Origin of the sequence: Pseudomonas lalkuanensis (assembly GCF_008807375.1) — a bacterium.
Taxonomy (GTDB): Bacteria; Pseudomonadota; Gammaproteobacteria; order Pseudomonadales; family Pseudomonadaceae; genus Metapseudomonas; species Metapseudomonas lalkuanensis.
Map to the genome: position 1 here is coordinate 4,584,902 of NZ_CP043311.1, position 16,467 is coordinate 4,601,368.

The following is a 16,467-nucleotide window of genomic DNA, read 5'->3' on the forward strand; positions in this document are numbered from 1 at the left end:
GTTCGCCAGCGGTGCCAGCGGCACCGGGTTCGGATACAAGGGTTGTGGGCGAATGGCCGTGCTGCAAGGGAATGGCAGCCCCCAAGGCCGCGTGTCCCCTTCACTAACGCTAGCACCGCCTCGCCCGCTCCACCGGCCGCTCATCCGCTAGTCCGGGCGGACGATGCAGGGCCACCGGCCAGACCGCATGTTCTGGAGCGCACTCAACAACAGCCGAAGGACCTTACCGTGGAAAAGATCATCTACACCCTGTGGCGCGACCCGCAGGACAGCCTCGAAAGCTTCTCCCAGCGCCTGCGTGGCGTGGTCGCCGAGCAACTCTTCACCCTGGGCGCCCGGGGCCTGCAGGTGAACCTGGCCGACGCCGACGTCGCACCCGCCGCCGGCCTGCGCCAGGAAAACAACCGGCCGCTGCCGGACGCCACCCTGTCGCTCTGGGCCGACAGCGCCAACACCGACGTGCGCCGCCCGTTCGATGATGTCCTGAAGGCGGTTTCCAGCCGCCTGGCGGCCTACCTGGTGAGCGAATCGGTGGTGATTCGCAATACCCGCTTCCCCGCCCACGCAGGCCAGCGCACCCATGGCTTCTCGCAGATCGCCTTCCTCAGCTGCCCACCGCGCCTGACCCGCGACGCCTGGCTGGATATCTGGCGCAACCACCACACCCGGGTCGCCATCGACACCCAGGACAATTTCCTCTACGTGCAGAACCTGGTGGTGCGCGCCCTCACCCACGGCGCCGCGCCGGTGGACGCGATAGTCGAGGAAGCCTTCCCCCCGGCCGCCATGACCGATCCCATGGCCTTCTTCGATGCGCCGGGAGACGAGGCGAAGTTCCAGCAGAACCTCGCGGCGATGATGGACAGCTGCAATCGCTTCATCGACTTCGACAAACTCGACGTACTCCCCACCAGCCAGTACGTGCTCAAGGCCGCTGCCGCGCTTTGAACCCAGGGGGAGCGGCCATCCGGCTGCTCCCCGTTGGTGGGCGGGTTCTGCTACAGGCCGCCGAGCAGGCGCCGGAACTCCTGCTCCGAGTAGCCACGCAGCGTCTGCGTCCTGACATTGCCTAACTGGCCCGTCTTGAGCAGCAGCGTGGTCGCCGCCGCCTCGTCCCCCTCCACTATCAGCACCAGGTCATAGCTGCCCACCGTCCAGTAGGCGGTCTTGACCGAAAGGCCAAGCTGCTCGGCCAACCCTTTGAAGGCTACGAAGCGATCCGGGGAATCCTTGACGTTGCGAATGCCCTGATCCGTGAAGGTCGCCAGCGTGATGAAGGTAGCCATGTCTTCGCTCCTCTTGCGTTGCAGAGCGACGGTCCGATTGCGGAAGCCACTGCATCGGAAGAAGGCCGACATTCTTCCAGCCATGCATGCCCACCAGGCGCGACCCGCCACGGGCCCTGTCGACAAACATGCTTCCGACGACCTCCTTCGGGTAGGAATAGCACCCCCGGGAGCCGGTGCATGACCGCTGATCTTCCGCCTTCCGGGCAGCCTCGAAACCCCGGCCTATACTGTTAGCCCCGGCAGGCCACAAGGCTCGCCGCGATCTGCGCTGCCCTCGCGGTAGCTCCCGACAGCCAGACACAAAGGAGGACGTACATGGCAATCCGCATTGGTGATGAAGCGCCCGATTTCACCGTGGACAGCACCGAAGGCACGATCAATTTCCACCAGTGGATCGGTGACCAGTGGGCCATCCTGTTCTCCCACCCGAAGGACTTCACTCCGGTCTGCACCACTGAGCTGGGCTACATGGCCAAGCTCAAGCCCGAATTCGACAAGCGCAATACCAAGGTGATCGGCCTCTCCGTGGACCCGGTCAGCGATCACCGCAAATGGGTCGGTGATATCGAGGAAACCCAGGGGCACGCGGTCAACTACCCGATGATCGGCGACGAGAACCTGGTGGTGGCCAAGCTCTACGACATGATCCACCCCAATGCCAGCGCCGGCCCGCGCACCGCCGTGGACAACGCCACGGTACGTTCGGTGTTCATCATTGGCCCGGACAAGAAGGTCAAGGCCATGCTCATCTATCCCATGAGCGCCGGCCGCAACTTCGACGAAGTGCTGCGCCTGCTGGACTCGCTGCAGCTCAACGCCAAGCACACGGTGGCGACGCCGGTGAACTGGCGTCCGGGAGACGACGTGATCATTCCCACCTCGGTATCCGACGAAGACGCGAAGAAGAAGTACCCCGACGGCTACAAGACCCTGAAGCCCTACCTGCGGGTCGTCGCCCAGCCGAAATGACCGCTCGCGCGCCCTCCTCGGGGGGCGCGCCACGGCCTGCCATACTGTCCGGCATGGTCAGGGCAACATTCCGCTTCTACGAAGAGCTCAACGACTTCCTGCCGGCCGGAAGGCGCCGACAGGCCTTCACCTGCGCCTGCGCCCGGGCGGCCACCGTCAAGCACATGATCGAAGCCCTGGGCGTGCCCCACACCGAGGTCGAACTGGTGCTGCTCAACGGCGAGTCCGTGGGCTTCGAGCGGGTGATCCTCGATGGCGACCGGGTGGCGGTCTATCCCAAGTTCGAGACGCTGGACATCAGCCCCTTGCTCAAGGTCCGCAGCCGGCCGCTGCGGGTGCTGCGCTTCGTCGCCGACGCACACCTGGGTGGCCTCGCCAGCCTGCTGCGCATGTGCGGCTTCGACACGCTCTACGACAACCGCTTCGAGGACGGCCAGATTGCCGAAATCGCCGCCCATGAAGGGCGCATCGTGCTGACCCGCGACCGCGAGCTGCTCAAGCGCCGCATCATCACTCACGGCTGCTACGTGCACGCCCTGAAACCCTCTCTGCAACTGCGCGAGCTGTTCGAGCGCCTGGACCTGGCCCGTAGCGCCAACCCCTTCAGCCTCTGCCTGCACTGCAATCAGCCACTGCAGGAAATCGCCCCCGAACTGGCCCGCCCGCGCCTGCCACCGCGCATCGGCGCGCTCTATTCACGCTTCCTCAGTTGCGCCGCCTGCGATCGCCTGTACTGGGAAGGTTCCCACTGGCGCAGCATGTGCACCTTGCTCGCCCCCTTGATGGCTGTGGATAAGCCCAACGAGGCCTGATCGGCGCATACCCACAAAAACGGTGGATGAAGCTGTGGATAACCTGTCGGGAGATGGTCAGGGGCCAGGCATCGCGCGGGGCTACACGCCTCGGGTCAATTTCTGAGCGGTTTCAAGTGGTTAGGGCGGCTGCGCCGCTGATGCCACCCTTACCCCCGGCCCTCCGTGTTCAACCCGGCATCCGCGCCCGCCTCGACTGCTGCCCCAGCGGCGTTGCCGCCGGCTGGCGGATCAACGCCGCGCGCCATGCATTGGCGGTGGCCGGATCGGCGTCCTGCAGCAGGTGCACCTTGCCCGCCACCAGGGTCGCCACCGGTACGCCATCGCGCAAGAGCAGGCGATTGCCTGCAACGGCCGGCACCTTGATGCCGGCGAGCAAGGTGCCCAGCAGGTTCAGCGGATCGCAGGCGGCGAGGCTGACCAGGGTGCCGTCCAGCGGACGCTTGCGGACTTCCCGCAGCAGGCCAACGGCTTCCGGCAGGGCGAACTGCTCGCCAGAGACGCCGGCCACGAAACGCCCGCCGCGAATCTCGCCGCGCGCTTCCAGGCGGTGATAGACCCGCAGCAGGTCGCGCCAGGGCGGTAGCCAGTCGGCTTCGCGCTCCAGCAGGCGCCAGCCCACCACTCCGTAGCGGCGCAGCAGGGTGCGCGCCACATGTTCAAGGCTCTCGGCCGGAACCTTGCCATTGCCCTCCTCCGTCCTGCCCCGCAGCAATGCCCAGCGGCCGGCATCCTGCATGTTGGCCAGTGCCAGGCGGGCACGGCGGTCGTGGCGGCTGCGACGCGCGGCCGGCAGCAGCAGGGAACGCAGGCCGGCGAAGCTGTCGGCGTTGGCCAGCCCCAGCGCCACCAGCTCGCCGAGGCAATCCTCCAGCTCACTGCGCAGCAGGTGGGCTTCGTCCATCAGCTCGTCGAAGAACAGCGCACCCTGGCTGGCCAGCACCTGGCGCACCCGCTCGGCGCGCGGGGACGGTTCCGGAGTCGGTGCACCCTGCAGGCAGGCCCGCCAGAGGCCCAGGCTCTTGCGCGGCAAGAGCAGGATGGGCGTGCTGCGCACCGGCCCCGCGGCCACCTTGCCGCGCCCACCCAGCCGGCACCAGACCAGCCGGCCGGCGCGGCACAGGTCATCCAGCCAGTTGATGCCGTAGTCGGCCACGCGGCTGGGCAATATCTCGCTTTCCCAGGCGCCGGCCGCTGCCTCAAAGCCTTCCAGCTGCCCCAGCACCGTGGCCAGGGCTTCGGCACCGCGCACCTGGGCAGAGGGGGCGACGCGCTGCCAGTCGAACAGGAAGCGCATGAAGTCGGCGCGCTCCACCGGTTCGATCTCCCGGCGCAATCGCTTGACCGTGTAGCGGTGGATGCGCGCCAGCAGATGGCGCTCGCACCATTGCTCTTCCGCCGCTCCGGGGGTGAAGCGGCCTCGCAACACCTGGCCTTCACGTTCAAGACTGGCCAGGGCGAAGCTCAGGTCCGAAGGCGCCTGGTACAGATCAGCGGCCAGTTTCGCCAACGTCAACGGGCCGAAACCGCCAAGCCGGGCGCGCACCACTTCCAGCAGCGCCGCCTCCACTGGCCATTCGGCGGTGAAGCCCTCGGGCGCCCCAATGGCCGGCTCGAGAACGGCATCCGGAAAAAGGGCCCGAAACTGTTCCAGCCGCTCGGCCGCCAGCCACAGGGCCGGCTTGCCATCCAATTGCAGGCAGGTGGCGCGACGGGCCTTGGCCAGTTGCGCCAGCCAGCCGTTCCAGCCCTCATTGGCCTCCACTTCGGCCTGGGTAATGCAGGCCAGGGCCAGCACGGCTTCGTGCATTTCATCGGTGTCGCGCACCTGAGGCCAGGCTTCCTCGGCCACCGCTGTGATGGCGTCGGCATCCAGCGCGCCCAGGTCGGCGGCGGATTCCGGGTCGGTCCAGCGGCGTTGCTGCACGGCCTGGGTGCGACGCTCTTCCAGCGGTGCATCGTCGAGGAAGGCGTAGGGGCGCGCGCCGAGGATTTCCGCAGCCAGGGCAGACGGCGCCGGCAGGTCGCGGGCGACCAGTTCCACCTCGCCGCGCTCCATCCGCCGCAACAACCCCAGCCAGCCTTCGGTGTCCATGGCGTCGTGCAGGCAGTCGTCCAGGGTCTGGGCCACCAGCGGGTGATCGGGAATATCGCGCTCGCCCACCAGGTTCTCCTGGCAGGCCACCTGATCGGGGAAGACGCTGGCCAGCAAGTCCTCGCTGCGCATGCGCTGGATCTGCGGCGCAACCTTGCGGCCGCCGGAGAATCGCGGCAGGGCCAGCGCGGCAGACGCGTTCCAGCGCCAGCGCACGCCGAACAGCGGCGCATCGAGAATGGCCTGGATCAGGAGATGTTCGGCGCTGTTGGAGTGCAGGTAGCGCCAGACTTCGTCCAGCGGAAAGCTGTGGCTGGTGGACAGCGAGAGGATCAGCGCATCCTCGGTGGCAGCCGCCTGCAACTCGAAGTTGAAGCTGCGGCAGAAACGCTTGCGCAGCGCCAGGCCCCAGGCGCGGTTGAGCCGGCTGCCGAAGGGCGAATGGATGATCAGCTGCATGCCGCCGGTTTCGTCGAAGAAGCGTTCCATCACCAGCCGCCGCTGGGTCGGCAACGCCCCCAGAGAAGCCCTGGCCCGCGCCAGGTATTCGACGATCTGCCGCGCCGCCGCTTCGCTGAGGCCAATCTCCTCGCGCAATGCCTCGATCGCCCGCTCGTTCTGCTGCCCTCTCCCGCTTGCGGGAGAGGGGCCGGGGCCGAGGGTGGCATCGGCCGACTCGGACTCTCCCAACAACGCATCAACTCGCGCCCTCAACCTCGCCACCGCCGCCGACAGCTCATCAGTGCGCCCCGGCGCTTCTCCCAGCCAGAACGGAATATTCGGCGGCTGGCCCTGGGCGTCCTCCACCCGTACGCGGCCCGGCTCCACGCGGAGGATGCGGTAGGACTGGTTGCCCAGCTGGAACACGTCGCCGGCCAGGCTCTCCACGGCGAAGTCCTCGTGCACGCTGCCCACCGGCACGCCCTGGGGTTCCAGCACCACCGCGTAGTCGGCGGTCTCGGGAATCGCACCACCGGAGGTGATGGCCGTCAGGCGCGCGGAACGCCGGCCGCGCAGGCGGCGATTCACCGCATCGCGATGCAGGTAGGCGCCCCGCACGCCCTGGCGACCGTTGTAGCCTTCGGACAGCATCCTCACCAGGGCATCGAAGCGGTCCCGCGCCAGGTCCGCATAAGGCATGGCGCGGATCATCATGCAGTACAGCTCATCCTCGCCCCACTCCTGGCAAGCCACCTCGGCCACCATCTGCTGGGCCAGCACGTCCAGCGGCGCATGGGGGATGACCAGTGCGTCCAGCTCATCGCGGCGCACGCAATCCAGCAGGGCCGCGCATTCGATCAGGTCGTCCCTTGATTGCGGGAACAGCCGCCCCTTGGGCGTGCCGCCGACACTGTGGCCGGAGCGCCCTACCCGCTGCAGGAAGGCAGCGATGCTGCGTGGCGAACCGAGTTGGCAAACCAGCTCCACGTCGCCGATGTCGATGCCCAGTTCCAACGAGGCGGTAGCCACCAGCACCTTGAGCTCGCCGCGCTTGAGGCGCTGCTCGGCGTCAAGGCGCAGGTCCCGCGCCAGGCTGCCGTGGTGGGCGGCCACGGCGGCGGTGCCCAGGCGTTCGGAAAGGTGGCGGGTGGCGCGCTCGGCCAGGCGCCGGGTGTTGACGAAAACCAGGGTGGTGCGATGTTCGGCGACCAGCTCGGCGAGGCGGTCGTAGACCTTCTCCCAGGCCTCATTGCCCAGCACCGCTTCCAGCGGTACCGGCGGCACTTCCAGGGCCAGGTCGCGTTCGCGGCTGTAGCCCACGTCCACCAGGGTGCAGGCGCCCCGGCCCTGGCCCATGAGGAACTCCGCCACACGCCCGATGGGCTTCTGCGTGGCGGACAGGCCGATGCGCTGCAAGCTGCGTCCGCACAGGGCTTCCAGGCGCTCGGCACTGAGCATCAGGTGGCTGCCGCGCTTGCTGCCGGCGATGGCGTGGATCTCGTCGATGATCAGGCTGCGGCAGCCGGCCAGCATGGCGCGGCCCGATTCGGAGCCGAGCAGGATGTAGAGGGATTCCGGCGTGGTCACCAGGATGTGCGGCGGGCGCTTGCGCATGGCGTCGCGCTCGGCCTGGGGCGTGTCGCCGGTGCGCACGGCGGTGCGGATATCCACATCCTCCAGCCCCAGCCGCGAAAGCTCCGCGCGGATGCCCGCCAGCGGTTCCTCCAGGTTGATGCGGATGTCATTGGACAGCGCCTTCAGCGGCGAGACGTAGACCACCGTGCAGCGGTCCGGCAGACCGCCCTGCTCCAGCCCTTCGTGAACCAGTTCGTCGATGGCGGAAAGGAAGGCGGTAAGGGTCTTGCCCGAGCCGGTGGGCGCCGCCACCAGGGTGCTCGCGCCGCCGCGTATGGTCGGCCAGGCACGGGCCTGGGCCGACGTCGGCGCGGGGAAGCGGGTGCGGAACCAGGCGGTGACGGCGGGATGGAAACGCTCCAGCGCGGCCGCTGTGGATGAGCGGGTCGAGGTCATGGTTCCCACTATGGTTGGCCTGCAACCACCGCTCAAGGGGGACGGACCGATGGTCGCCGCCCTTTCCGGCAGACCGTTGCCTGTCGGCGGCAAGCCCCTGCCGCAGCACTGGTACGCCAGTGCTCAAAGCCCTGGCAACCTCGGGCCTTTCAGCAAACTGGCCCGAATAATGCTGATCAGGTGGTCAGATCGCGCAGAGGAACTGCCATGACCACCATATCCACCAACTCGGCCATTTCCAGCTACCTGGGCCTCGCCTCCCGAAGCAACAACGGCAGCACCAGCAGCGGCACGGAAAAGACCGAGTCCAAGACCGCAGACAAATCGACCGCCACCCAGGACCCGGTGGCCGACCTGCGTCGCTATGCCAGCGCCCTGATCGCCCAGAGCCGAGGCGGCCTGTTCCGCGCCATGAGCGGCGGGGGCAATGCCATTGGCGGCAGCCAGATCAGTGGCAGCCAGTCCGCGAAGACGCCCCCGTCATCTGGCGGCGCCGACAAGATCCAGTTGCCGGATGTCGCCGAGCTGGACCGCGACGAGGCCCTGAAGCTCAAGGACAAGGTGCAGAAGCTGATCGACGCCGGCTTCGACGAAAAGGACAGCGGCCTCGGTTTCGTCGGCTACGACGGCGACAAGAAAACGAACTCCCTGACCACCTACCGCGACTGGCTGCAGGCCAGGGGCGGGGTCAGCATCTACGTCTGACCACTGGCCGCTGACTGCCGGCCGCTCATCGGCTGGCCCGCCTGGCCGGAAATAAGCCATCGGCTGGCCACTAAACTGAAAGTGTCCCGTGATTGCGGGACTCGGAGGGGGCACTCCAGCTACACACGACTCGGCTGCCGCGGCCCCTTCCACAGACTCTCCACGCTCTCCGCCGCTTTTCGCTGGCTGCCCGCTCGTCGAAGGAGGACAGGCAATGGACGAATCGAGACTCAACGAGTTCATGGGCAAGCTGGTCTCCGACATGGGCGGCGCAGCGATGCTCGCCAATATCATCGTCGGCGACGAACTCGGCCTGTATCGCGCCATGGCCGACAGCCAGCCGGTGAGCCCGGACGAGCTCGCCAGCCGCACCGGTTGCAATGCGCGCCTGCTGCGCGAATGGTTGAGCGCCCACGCCGCCTCCGGCTACATGGAGCACGACGACGGGCGCTTCCGACTGCCGGAAGAACAGGCGCTCGCCCTGGCCGTGGAAGACTCCCCGGTGTACGTGGCCGGCGGTGCCTCGGTCATCGCCGCGCTGTTCCACGACAAGGACAAGCTGGTGAAAGCCATGCGCGGCGATGGCGCCCTGGCCTGGGGCGACCACCACCCGTGCATGTTCAGCGGCACCGAGCGCTTCTTCCGTCCCGGCTACCGCGCCCACCTGGTGGCCGAGTGGCTGCCGGCCCTGGACGGCGTGGTGGACAAGCTCCAGGCTGGCGCCAAGGTCGCCGACGTCGGCTGCGGCCACGGCGCATCTACCGTGATCCTGGCCCAGGCCTTTCCCGCCTCGCGCTTCATCGGCTTCGACTACCACGGCCCCTCCATCGAGACCGCCAACCGGCGGGCACAGGAGGGCGGCGTGGCGGACCGCGCGACCTTCGTCCAGGCCAGTGCCAAGGACTACCCCGGCGACGGCTTCGACCTGATCTGCTACTTCGACTGCCTGCACGACATGGGCGACCCGGTGGGCGCCGCCAGGCACGCTTACCAGACGTTGAAGCCCGACGGCACCGTGCTCCTGGTGGAGCCCTTCGCCCACGATCATCTCGACGACAACATGACGCCGGTGGGACGCCTGTTCTACTCGGCCTCCACTTTCATCTGCACACCCAACTCACTGTCCCAGGAAGTCGGTCTCGGCCTCGGCGCCCAGGCTGGCGAAGCGCGCCTGCGCAAGGTGTTCGAGGAGGCCGGCTTCAGCAGCTTCCGCCGCGCCACGGAAACGCCGTTCAACCTGATCCTCGAAGCGCGCAAGTGAAGCCGCCGGTGGGCGGCGTTCGAACCGCCCACCGCTCACCGCCTTGAACAACTCCGAAAAAGTCCTTGTCAGACAGGGAGTAATCTCGCTATTACGCTGATCCATGACCGCCAAGATTTTCCCGCAATATATCCGTAACTTCGTAGTGCCCAGATAACAAACACCGCCTCAACCTGCGCCATGGAAATCGGCGCCCAGCATTCCGCCGCGTCGGGTCGACCGGCCCTCCGGCATCGTTGCAAGGAAATTCCGAATGCCCAGAAGACAAGTCATCAATGCCCAGGTCAGCCCCAAGGGCGCCCTCGACACCCTCTCCCAATTCGAAGTGCAGCAGCTCAGCGAAGCCGGTTCCGGCCGCATGTACCAGCTGTTCCGCCAGTGCGCCCTGGCCATCCTCAACACCGGCGCCCATAGCGACAACGCCAAGACCATCCTCGACGCCTACAAGGACTTCGAAGTCCGCATCCACCAGCAGGACCGTGGCGTACGCCTGGAGCTGATCAACGCTCCGGCCGACGCCTTCGTCGACGGCGAGATGATCGCCGGCACCCGCGAGATGCTGTTCAGCGCCTTGCGCGACATCGTCCACACCGAGAACGAACTGAAGAGCCGCCGCTTCGACCTGGACAGCTCCGAAGGCATCACCGACTACGTTTTCCAACTGCTGCGCAACGCCCGCACCCTGCGCGCCGGCGTCGAGCCGAAGATCGTCGTGTGCTGGGGCGGCCACTCCATCAGCACGGACGAATACAAGTACACCAAGAAGGTCGGCCACGAACTGGGCCTGCGCAGCCTGGACGTCTGCACCGGTTGCGGGCCGGGCGTGATGAAGGGCCCGATGAAAGGCGCCACCATCGGCCACGCCAAGCAGCGCATCCACGGCGGTCGCTACCTGGGCCTGACCGAGCCGGGCATCATCGCCGCCGAGGCCCCCAACCCCATCGTCAACGAACTGGTGATCCTCCCGGACATCGAGAAACGCCTGGAAGCCTTCGTGCGCGTGGGCCACGGCATCATCATCTTCCCGGGCGGCGCCGGTACGGCAGAGGAGTTCCTCTACCTGCTGGGCATCCTGATGCACCCGGACAATCACAGCCTGCCCTTCCCCCTGGTGCTCACCGGGCCGAAGAGCGCGGCGGCCTATCTGGAGCAATTGCACGCCTTCGTCGGCGACACCCTCGGCGAGGCCGCGCAGAGCCGCTACAAGATCATCATCGACGACCCGGCCGCTGTGGCCATCGAGATGGCCCAGGGCCTGAAGGCGGTGAAGCAGTTCCGCCGCGAACGTGCCGATGCCTTCCACTTCAACTGGCTGCTGAAGATCGACGAGAGCTTCCAGCACCCGTTCGAACCCTCACACGAAAACATGGCCAGCCTCGAACTGCGCCGCGACCTGCCGCCACACCAGCTGGCCGCGAACCTGCGCCGGGCGTTCTCCGGCATCGTGGCCGGTAACGTGAAGGACAAGGGCATTCGCCTGATCGAGCAGCACGGTCCCTACGAGATCCACGGCGACGCCGCGGTAATGAAGCCACTGGACGAGCTGCTCAAGGCCTTCGTTCGCCAGCACCGGATGAAACTGCCCGGCGGCGCGGCCTATGAGCCCTGCTATCGGGTGGTGCAGGGCGAGGTAGCCAAGCTCGCCGGGTAATGCCGCTGCAATGAGGGATTGCAATGTGGAAGCGAATTCATTCGCGATGGAGGGTTTCACGCCTTCCGGGCGATCGCCAATGAATTCGCTCCCGCAGGCTCGCTGGCGGATGCGCTCCGAACTGCCCACGGTCGCGAGTTCCCGCCAGCGGGGCTAGTCTCTCCGGGACGCTCGACAGGGGGAAAAGCGCCATGCGATCCAGCCTCGCCTCCGGCGTGACGCGCCGGGAAATCTGGGCCTGGGCGATGTTCGACTTCGCCAATTCCGGCTACACCACGGTAATCATCACCGCCGTCTTCAACGCCTACTTCGTCGCAGTGGTGGCCGAAGGGAAATCCTGGGGCACCCTGGCCTGGACCAGTACCCTCGCCCTCTCCTACGCCCTGGTGATCCTCACCGCGCCACTGATCGGCGCCTATGCCGATGCCACCGCACGCAAGAAACGCCTGCTGCTGTTCAGCGCCCTCGGCTGCGTGATCTTCACCGCTGCGCTGGCCCTGGCCGGACCGGGCGCCATCGCTGTGGCGGTGCTCTTCGTGGTGCTATCGAACTTCTGCTTCGGCACCGGGGAAAACCTGATCGCCGCCTTCCTTCCGGAACTCGCCCGTGATGACGCCTTGGGCCGTGTCTCCGGCTGGGGCTGGGGACTGGGCTACATCGGCGGGCTGGTCAGCCTCGGCGCCTGCCTGGGTTATGTCAGCTGGGCCCAGGGGCAGGGACAGACAGCCGCGCAATTCGTGCCGGTCTGCGTGGTCATCACCGCCCTGCTTTTCGCCCTCGCCAGCACCCCGACCTTCCTCTACCTGAAGGAACGCAGCCAGCCGCAACCGGCCGTGGCGGGCGGCGCCTGGGCACGTTTTGCCAGGACCCTGCGCGAGGCCGGACGCTACCGCGACCTGATGCGTTTCCTCGCCTGCACCGTCTGCTACCAGGCCGGTATCGCCGCGGTGATCAGCCTGGCGGCCATCTACGCCGACCAGGTGATGGGCTTCACCACCCAGGACACGTTGCTGCTGATCTTCATCGTCAACATCACCGCCTCCATCGGTGCGGTGCTGTTCGGCTGGCTGCAGGACCGCATCGGCCACCGCCCGACCCTGGCGCTGACGCTGCTGGGCTGGCTGGCCATGGTGGGGATGATCTGGCTGGCCAGCGGCCCGGCCCTGTTCTGGGCCGCCGCCAATATCGCCGGCCTGTGCATGGGTGCCAGCCAGTCGGCAGGGCGCGCCATCGTCGGCCTGCTCGCCCCGCCCACGCGGCTGGCGGAGTTCTTCGGGCTCTGGGGCCAGGCGGTGAAGCTCTCCGCCATCCTCGGCCCCATGACCTACGGCCTGGCCAGCTGGCTCTCCGGCGGCGACCACCGCCTGGCCATGCTGATCACCGGCAGTTACTTCGTGATCGGCCTGCTGCTCCTGGCCAGCGTGCGCCTGGAGCGTGGACGGCGTGCGGCGCTAACCGGCTGAGGCTCACACGCCAAACCAGTTCAACGCCGCGGGGCTGGTGTTCAGGTAGAGATGCTTGAGCTCGCTGAACTCCTCCAGCCCGGCCCGCGACAACTCACGACCAATGCCGCTGGACTTGTAGCCGCCCCAGGGCGCCTGGGGGAAGGCGGCGTTGTAGTCGTTGATCCACACCGTGCCGGCCCGCAGCCGGCGGGCCGCGCGATGGGCCCTGGCGAGATCGCGGGTCCAGACACCGGCAGCCAGGCCGAAGGGCGTGCCGTTGGCCAGTTGCAGCGCCTCGGCCTCCCCCTCGAATCGCTCGACGGTGATCACCGGGCCGAAGATTTCCTCGCGGGCGATCCCCATGGATGCATGCACATTGCCCAGCAGGGTCGGCTCCAGCCAGAAGCCCCGCTCGAACCCCTCGCCCTGCGGTACCCGCCCACCGGCCAGGAGCCGGGCGCCTTCGGCCAGCGCACCCTCGACCATGCCCAGGACCTGATTGCGCTGGCCGGCGGAGATCACCGGCCCCATCTGCGTAGCCTCGGCCAGCCCGTCACCCAGGCGAATGCGCCTCACCCGTTCGGCCAGGGCCTGGACGAAATCGTCATGGATGCCGGCTTCCACCAGCAGCCGCGAGCCCGCCGAACAGACCTGGCCGGCGTTGAAGTAAACGGCGTTGAGCGCCTGGTCCAGCGCCACATCGAAATCGGCGTCGGCGAAGACGATGTTGGGGTTCTTGCCGCCCAACTCCAGTGCCACCCGCTTGAAGTTGCCGCTGGCCGCACGCATCACCTTGCCGCCGGCCGTTGCGCCTCCGGTCAGGGACACCAGGTCGACCTCCGGGCTGGCGGCCAGCCGCTCGCCAATCTCACCGGGCCCTGTGAGCAGGTTGAATACCCCTGCCGGCAAACCGACTTGCTCGACCAGCTGGCACAGGCGCAAGGCCGTCAGCGGCGTCAGGCTGCTCGGCTTGACCACCAGGGTGTTGCCCGCAGCCAATGCCGGGGCGACCTTCCAGGCCAGTTGCAGCAACGGATAGTTCCAGGGCGCGATCAGCGCGCAAACACCCACCGGCTCGCGCTGGTTGAGGCTGATGACATGGGCCGGCGCGTAGGTGTTGGTCGTCCCGCCCTCGCCTTCCAGCAAGGCGGCGTAGAAGCGGAAGGTCGCCACCACGTTTGCCACGTCGCCCTGGCTTTCGCCGAGCGTCTTGCCAGCGTTGAGGGTTTCCAGGCGTGCCAGATGCTCGCCATCGGCCTCGACGGCCTCGGCGATGCGCCGCAGGATCGTGGCCCGCTCGCAGACTCCCAGCCACGGCCAGTCGCCTTGGTCGAAGGCCCTGCGCGCGGCGCTGATGGCGGCCTCGGCATCCGCCGCACCGGCTACCGCCACCTGTGCCAGCACATCCTCATTGGCTGGGTTGATCACCGGCCGCAGCCGGGGCTCGACCGGGTCACGCCACTGGCCATCGATGAAGAGTTGGTGGGTCGCCATGGGCATCTCCTGGGTTCGGATTGAAGGTGGCGTCACTGTCGGCCAGGCCGCTGGCGTGCGGTTGACGGAATGCGGCGAAACGCTGGCGCATTGCATCGGTTGAACGAACGCGCCAGGGGAGGTCGCTCCACATCAAGTCGCCCGGCTCCGGCTCCCTAGACTCGGAACCAGCAACCCACCCCGCATGGAGTCCCCATGGACAAGCTCGATCACTGGCAGGCGCGGGTCGACCTCGCCTGCGCCTTCCGCTGGGCCGCGCGCCTGGGCCTGCACGAGGCCATCGCCAACCACTTCAGCCTGGCGGTATCCGCCGATGGGCGGCAGTTCCTGATCAACCCCTACGGCAAGCACTTCTCGGAAATCCGCGCCAGCGACCTGATCCTGGTGGACGCCGACGACCCGAGCACCCTCGACCGCCCCGACGCCCCGGACATCACCGCCTGGGCCCTGCATGGGGCCCTGCACCGCAACCAGCCCCGGGCCCGCTGCGTGCTGCACACCCACTCGAAATACGCCACCGCGCTGGCCTGCCTGGCCGACTCGCGGCTGCCGCCCATCGAGCAGAACTGCATGCGCTTCTTCGAGCGCGTGGCGATCGATGAAGGCTTCGACGGCATGGGGCTGGGTGACGAGGCGGAACGGGTCAGCCGCCTGCTGGATGGCAAGCCGGTGCTGCTGATGGGCAACCACGGCGTGATGGTCGCCGCCACCAGCGTGGCCCAGGCCTTCGACGACCTCTACTACTTCGAGCGCGCCTGCGAGACCTACATGACCGCGCTGGCCACCGGCCGGCCGCTGCGCATCGCCAGCGACGAAGTAGCGCGCAAGACGGCGCGGCAATGGCTGGAGTATCCGGACTTCGCCGAGAAGCACTTCGCGGCGCTCAGGCGGATGCTGGATCGGGAGGAGGTGGAGTATCGGTTGTAGCCCGGTGGAACTCGGTGCTGCCGTGGGTTGTGGCTGAGTTTCACGAAGCCCGACAGGGGATGAACCCAGGATTGTTGGGCGTCGCTCTGCCCAACCTACGGAAACATCGAGCAGGGAAATCGCTATCCCTAGTTTCGGGGCTTTCACTGTGGGAGCGACTTCAGTCGCGAAAGCGGATCGTAGATCTGCCATCGGGATTCGAGCGAGGCCCACTTCCCTCACCCCCGGCCCCTCTCCCGCAAGCGGGCGAGGGGTGACTCGCGCCTGCAGGGCTGGTGCTCCTCCTGTGGGGGCAATTTCAATCGCCGGGCGGATCGCAGATCCGCCCTTCCCTACGCCCCCTGCCGGGTCAGTGGCTGGCGCATCACCGGGGCGGTCCAGGTCTGGCTGCGGTCTTCGCTGGGCGGGCAGCCGAAACGGGCGCGGTAGGCGCGGGAGAAATGTTCCAGGGAGCCGAAGCCGGAACTGGCCGCCACCTGGGCGACGCTGAGGTTGGTCTGTTGCAGCAGGTTGTGGGCGCGGGCCAGGCGCAGGGCGATGTAGTACTTCAGCGGCGACAGCCCCGTGTGCTGCTTGAACTGGCGTTCCAGCTGCCGGCGCGACAGGCCGACGCGGCTGGCGATGGCCTCGCAGTCCAGGGGCTCTTCCAGCGTCTGCTCCATCAGCCTGACCGCGCGGCGCAACTTGCCCTCGTGCAGCGGTTCGCCCTGCTGGCCATCGTCCAGCTGGCTCTCCGTGGGCGCACGCACCTGCCCCACCAGCAGGTGCATGCCGATCTCCCGGGCGAGATCAGCATCGACCCGGCTGCCCAGCCAGGTCAGCATCATGTCGAGGATGGCGGCAGCGCCGGCGCAGGTCAGGCGCTGGCGGTCCAGGCAGTAGAGCTGGGCGCGGGAGCGCACCTTGGGATAACTCTCCTGGAAGCCCGGCAGGTTGTCCCAGTGCACCGCGGCGTCATAGCCGTCCAGCACGCCGGCGGCGGCCAGAAGCTCGGTGCCGGTTTCCACGCCCACCAGCACGGCGCCGAACAGTGCCTGCTTGCGCAGCCAACTCTTCAGCAGGTTGTTGCGGCAGTGCCGGTGCACATCGAAGCTGGCGATGACGAAGCAGAGGTCGAACTCCTGCTCCGGGCTGATGCCCGCCTCCACCTGGCTGGACAGGCCATTGCTGGCCTGCACCGGCTGGCCGTCCAGCGACAACAGGGTCCACTGGAACAGCGGTTTCTGGCTCAGCCAGTTGGCGATGGCCAACGGCTCGGCCACCGCCGCCAGCCCCAGGCTGGGGAACGACGGCAACAGCAGCAGGCCGACGCGCAGCGGGCGTTCCCGGGAGTTCAGGTCTTCCACT

The 16,467-nt window shown here is 67.5% G+C and carries 12 protein-coding genes; 8 read left to right on the forward strand and 4 right to left on the reverse strand.

The features are described from left to right. Positions 1-228: 228 nt before the first annotated feature. Positions 229-948 (forward strand): EthD domain-containing protein, encoded by a 720-nt coding sequence (locus FXN65_RS21160; protein WP_151136090.1) that lies wholly within the window; start codon positions 229-231, stop codon positions 946-948. A gap of 50 nt (positions 949-998) precedes the next feature. Here FXN65_RS21160 and FXN65_RS21165 read toward each other — a convergent pair whose 3' ends face one another. Further along, positions 999-1,286 carry a GYD domain-containing protein gene (locus FXN65_RS21165; RefSeq protein ID WP_151136092.1) on the reverse strand — a complete coding sequence of 96 codons (288 nt, stop codon included), beginning with the start codon at positions 1,284-1,286 and terminating at the stop codon, positions 999-1,001. Positions 1,287-1,604: 318 nt separating this feature from the next. On the opposite strand from FXN65_RS21165, the gene FXN65_RS21170 reads away from it, so the two are divergent. Continuing rightward, complete coding sequence (locus FXN65_RS21170) at positions 1,605-2,258, forward strand: peroxiredoxin (RefSeq protein ID WP_151136094.1); 654 nt, start codon at positions 1,605-1,607, stop codon at positions 2,256-2,258. A gap of 53 nt (positions 2,259-2,311) precedes the next feature. Then, a complete protein-coding gene (locus FXN65_RS21175; protein ID WP_151136096.1) occupies positions 2,312-3,070 on the forward strand; it encodes a Mut7-C RNAse domain-containing protein in 759 nt (252 codons plus the stop codon). Between the two features lie 169 nt (positions 3,071-3,239). On the opposite strand, the gene FXN65_RS21180 is transcribed toward FXN65_RS21175, so the two are convergent. After that, positions 3,240-7,637, reverse strand: a complete 4,398-nt coding sequence (locus tag FXN65_RS21180; protein ID WP_151136098.1) for a DEAD/DEAH box helicase — start codon at positions 7,635-7,637, stop codon at positions 3,240-3,242. 207 nt (positions 7,638-7,844) lie between these two features. On the opposite strand from FXN65_RS21180, the gene FXN65_RS21185 reads away from it, so the two are divergent. From FXN65_RS21185 to FXN65_RS21200, 4 genes are all read left to right on the forward strand, one after another. Further along, positions 7,845-8,342 (forward strand): hypothetical protein, encoded by a 498-nt coding sequence (locus FXN65_RS21185; protein ID WP_151136100.1) that lies wholly within the window; start codon positions 7,845-7,847, stop codon positions 8,340-8,342. 214 nt (positions 8,343-8,556) lie between these two features. Further along, positions 8,557-9,603, forward strand: coding sequence for a class I SAM-dependent methyltransferase (locus FXN65_RS21190; RefSeq protein ID WP_151136102.1), 1,047 nt, complete (start codon positions 8,557-8,559; stop codon positions 9,601-9,603). Between the two features lie 253 nt (positions 9,604-9,856). After that, positions 9,857-11,254 carry a nucleotide 5'-monophosphate nucleosidase PpnN gene (ppnN, locus tag FXN65_RS21195; RefSeq protein WP_151136104.1) on the forward strand — a complete coding sequence of 466 codons (1,398 nt, stop codon included), beginning with the start codon at positions 9,857-9,859 and terminating at the stop codon, positions 11,252-11,254. A gap of 191 nt (positions 11,255-11,445) precedes the next feature. Beyond that, a complete protein-coding gene (locus FXN65_RS21200) occupies positions 11,446-12,717 on the forward strand; it encodes an MFS transporter (protein ID WP_151136106.1) in 1,272 nt (423 codons plus the stop codon). A gap of 3 nt (positions 12,718-12,720) precedes the next feature. On the opposite strand, the gene FXN65_RS21205 is transcribed toward FXN65_RS21200, so the two are convergent. Further along, positions 12,721-14,193 carry an aldehyde dehydrogenase family protein gene (locus tag FXN65_RS21205; RefSeq protein WP_151136108.1) on the reverse strand — a complete coding sequence of 491 codons (1,473 nt, stop codon included), beginning with the start codon at positions 14,191-14,193 and terminating at the stop codon, positions 12,721-12,723. Positions 14,194-14,388: 195 nt separating this feature from the next. On the opposite strand from FXN65_RS21205, the gene FXN65_RS21210 reads away from it, so the two are divergent. After that, positions 14,389-15,120 (forward strand): class II aldolase and adducin N-terminal domain-containing protein, encoded by a 732-nt coding sequence (locus FXN65_RS21210; protein WP_151136110.1) that lies wholly within the window; start codon positions 14,389-14,391, stop codon positions 15,118-15,120. Between the two features lie 332 nt (positions 15,121-15,452). Here the strand turns inward: FXN65_RS21210 and FXN65_RS21215 are convergent, their stop codons facing one another. Continuing rightward, complete coding sequence (locus tag FXN65_RS21215) at positions 15,453-16,466, reverse strand: GlxA family transcriptional regulator (RefSeq protein ID WP_151136112.1); 1,014 nt, start codon at positions 16,464-16,466, stop codon at positions 15,453-15,455. Position 16,467 lies beyond the last annotated feature (1 nt).